Annotated in this window: 2 protein-coding genes; both read left to right on the top strand. The window is 48.4% G+C overall.

The features are described 5' to 3' along the window. Positions 1-57: 57 nt before the first annotated feature. Positions 58-2,370 carry a tyrosine-type recombinase/integrase gene (locus KOO63_07510; protein MBU8921652.1) on the top strand — a complete coding sequence of 771 codons (2,313 nt, stop codon included), beginning with the start codon at positions 58-60 and terminating at the stop codon, positions 2,368-2,370. A 13-nt stretch (positions 2,371-2,383) separates the two neighbouring features. Continuing rightward, on the top strand, positions 2,384-3,400 hold the full coding sequence (locus tag KOO63_07505) for a site-specific integrase (GenBank protein ID MBU8921651.1): 1,017 nt from the start codon (positions 2,384-2,386) through the stop codon (positions 3,398-3,400). Positions 3,401-3,420 lie beyond the last annotated feature (20 nt).

Below are 3,420 nucleotides of genomic sequence, written 5' to 3'. Positions count from 1 at the left end.
AATTCCAATCATATTAGGATCTCCTGAATAGTAACCTAACTCGAAAGGAGATTCAGTATGATCTTCACTATCCGCCCCCGGTCCTATCAGGACTATCTGTCTCTTCCCATTTTTGGCCCCATTCTTGATGAGTTCACGAATTGGTCTCACCAACGTGGCTATACACTTGGCACCATCCGGAATCAGCTCAACAATACACGTAACATTATAGCTTTTCTCCAGAAGCAAGATTTACGATCCGCCAGTGAACTCACACATTGCGATTTTCAGAATGCCTGGCAACATTTTCGTCAAGATAGCCCGGGCATCGCGGGAACCATTCGACAGTTGCAACAATTTCTTGATGAAACCCGCGGACTTCCACCACCATTTCCCATCTCCAAAAATCGCTCGGATAATGAATTGGAGCGTTTTTCCAGTTATCTGAAGGATGTAAGAGGGCTGGTCAACACTACGATTCGGTCGCACATCATGTATCTGGGTCGTTTTCTTGATTCAATAGGTTTCGAGACGAACGAACAAGCCTTGCTCGATCTAAGCTTAAAGCAAGTCGAGGACTTCCTTGGTATCTGTTCCAAAAATCTTAATCGGTACTCACTGCAGCATGTGGTGGGATATTTGCGCGCCTTTCTCCGCTTCGAGTACAGCAGAGGAGTCTTACAGACTCCGCTTCATGAAATAATTGATACACCAAAAGTATACCGACTTGAAAAATTGCCGCGTTCTCTCCCATGGACGGTAGTCAATGAGCTTCTTCTTTCTATTGATCGAACAGATACACATGGCATTCGCAATTACGCCATGCTGTTTTTGGTCGCTACTTATGGTCTGCGGTCTTGTGAAGTCGTGTCGTTGACCTTAGACGATATCAACTGGCGTGCCGCCACGATTTGTATTCCCCAGGGTAAGACTGATAACCAACTCGTCCTTCCTCTAACTGATGCGGTGGCCGATGCATTGATTGAATATCTGAAGAATGGACGGCCAAGTCTTTCCTTCCGGGAAGTCTTTCTACGTATTCGAGCACCAAATGGCCGACTGAAGCCGACCGCTGTCACTGAAGTATTTCAGCGCCAGGTCCGCCTCAGTGGCATGGATATTCCTTGTCATGGCCCTCACTGCCTTAGGCACTCCTATGCCGTTCGCCTGCTCCGGCAAGGCACATCAGTCAAAGTCATTGGCGACATTCTAGGGCATCGCAACGCAGAGAGTACCTGTGTTTACTTACGATTAGCGATTGACGATCTACGCAGTGTAGCGCTCGAAGTGCCGGATTATGCTGATATCGACATTCGTGTAGATGCCACTGCTCTCAACGGTCTGCCACCGGCAAGATATTGGAAGAAAGTCAAGTCATCGATACCATTACAAAGTTTTCTCGCGGAAGAAATTACAGCATATCTCCAACTCCACCGTTCCCTTGGCAAGATATACAGAGTAGAGAACGCCACCTTACGTTCCTTGGATGCTTTCTTGGCAATTCAGTGCCCTTGGGCGGAGGAACTGGACGGAAGATTGTTCAACCAATGGTGCGATACTTTTGCTAACATCACGCCGACGGTTAGACGAAATCGCATGCGCATGGTTCGCAACTTCTGCCTCTATCGTCGACGCTCGCATCCGTGGAGCTTCATTCCAGATATTCTGACATTCCCAGCCAACCACTCGCAATTCATTCCTTACATCCTCTCTTCCACGGATATTGCCCGGCTTCTCTGTGCTGCTCAACAGCTTCCAGCTTTACCGCTGAGTCCTTTGAGGCCCCAGGTTATCCGGTTAGCCATCATCCTGCTCTATACCAGCGGATTGCGCCGCGGGGAACTCCTGCGCTTGACCCTCGGCGATTTTAATTCAGGCGAATCAACGTTGTTCATACGTTGCACAAAGTTTCACAAAGAGCGTATCATTCCTCTTTCTGTTACCGTCGATGCTGAATTGCGTGCATATCTAAAGCAGCGTCAAAGATGCGGGCTGCCGATTAAAGCATCATCGCCGCTCATCTGGAACAACGCCGGCGGTCATGAGGGTAGAGCTTACACGGGTACCGGTTTAGGGCGCAATTGGAGACTTCTTTGCGCATCGCTTAAGATCCTTACCCCGAAAGGTATCCCACCACGTATTCACGATATTCGCCATTGCTTTGCCGTCAATGCTTTACTGCGCTGGTACCACAATGGCGAAGATGTGCTGGCGAAGCTTCCGCAATTGTCCACATACATGGGACATGTCAGTATCGTTTCCACCCAATGCTACTTGCCTTTCGTAGAATCTCTTCGGCGCGTGGCCAGCACTCGTTTCGAACAGAAATATGACAGCCTTATTACAGATTGGAATGAGAATGTAGAACCAGAAGAACTTGAATACAAATGATTGGAGGTATACGATGAAGAAAAAGAAATCAAACGAGTTGGGAATCGCATTGCAGGGCTTTTTCTGCAATTACCTGCCACAACTAAAAGGCATGAGTCTCCACACTGTCCACAGTTATCGGGACAGCCTGAAGCTACTGCTCCTTTTCCTGTCGCGTGACAATGGTTCGGTCGACAGCCTTTGCTTCGACGATATGACCGTAAACAGAATTGAGGCTTTCCTTAATCACCTTGAAACACAAAGACATAATTCGACCGGTACACGTAATATTCGCCTTTCGGCAGTCCATAGCTTTTTTCGTTGTGTCGCCACTACATTCCCCGAGTACCTTCACCTGTCTCAACAAATCTTGAGTGTCCCCTTTAAGCGCATGCGTACTCGCACAATTGAATATCTGGAGTTTGAGGAATTGGAAGCTGTTTTAGATGAGGTCGACCGTTCAAAACCAGATGGTCGTCGTGATTATGCTCTTTTGATCCTCATGTTCAACACAGGGGCCCGAGTACAGGAAGTCGTTGATCTGAAGGCTAGTGATCTGCACCTGTCCTCTCCGTTTAGTGTACATATCTTCGGCAAGGGACGTAAGGAACGTATCTGTCCGATCTGGGCAAAGACCGCGCACGTACTGCATGAATACGTCGAAGAGCGGGAAATTGACCCTAGGAAGCCAGTTACCTTATTCACAAATCATCTTGGCACGACTCTCACCAGGTTCGGGGTCAGATACATTCTGGCGAAGTACGTACGGAAGGCAGCGGAAACTCATCCCTCCCTCAAAGGTAAGCGTCTCCATCCCCACAGTTTGAGGCATAGCACGGCAGTTCATCTTCTCAAATCCGGTGTTGATCTCGTCAGCATCGCTAACTGGCTCGGCCATGTCAGCACTAATACTACCAACAAATACGCCACTATCGATCTGGACATGAAGCGGGAAGCAATCGCGAAAGCAACCCCGCCCCATGCCGAATCTGTCTCACATTCGTCATGGCGTAAAAATCCCGACATCCTGGCATGGTTAGAGTCACTGTGATTCCACGGTGACTGGAAAAA

Source organism: Candidatus Latescibacterota bacterium (assembly GCA_019038625.1).
In the GTDB taxonomy this organism is placed as follows: domain Bacteria; phylum Krumholzibacteriota; class Krumholzibacteriia; order Krumholzibacteriales; family Krumholzibacteriaceae; genus JAGLYV01.
The sequence above is the reverse complement of the archived record's forward strand: the minus strand, read 5'-3'. Positions and strand labels throughout refer to the sequence as shown.

Bases quoted from the DNA above. Each gene is read 5' to 3' on its own strand.
- KOO63_07510 (MBU8921652.1), top strand. From the start codon at position 58: ATGATCTTCACTATCCGCCCCCGGTCCTATCAGGACTATCTGTCTCTT.
- KOO63_07505 (MBU8921651.1), top strand. From the start codon at position 2,384: ATGAAGAAAAAGAAATCAAACGAGTTGGGAATCGCATTGCAGGGCTTT.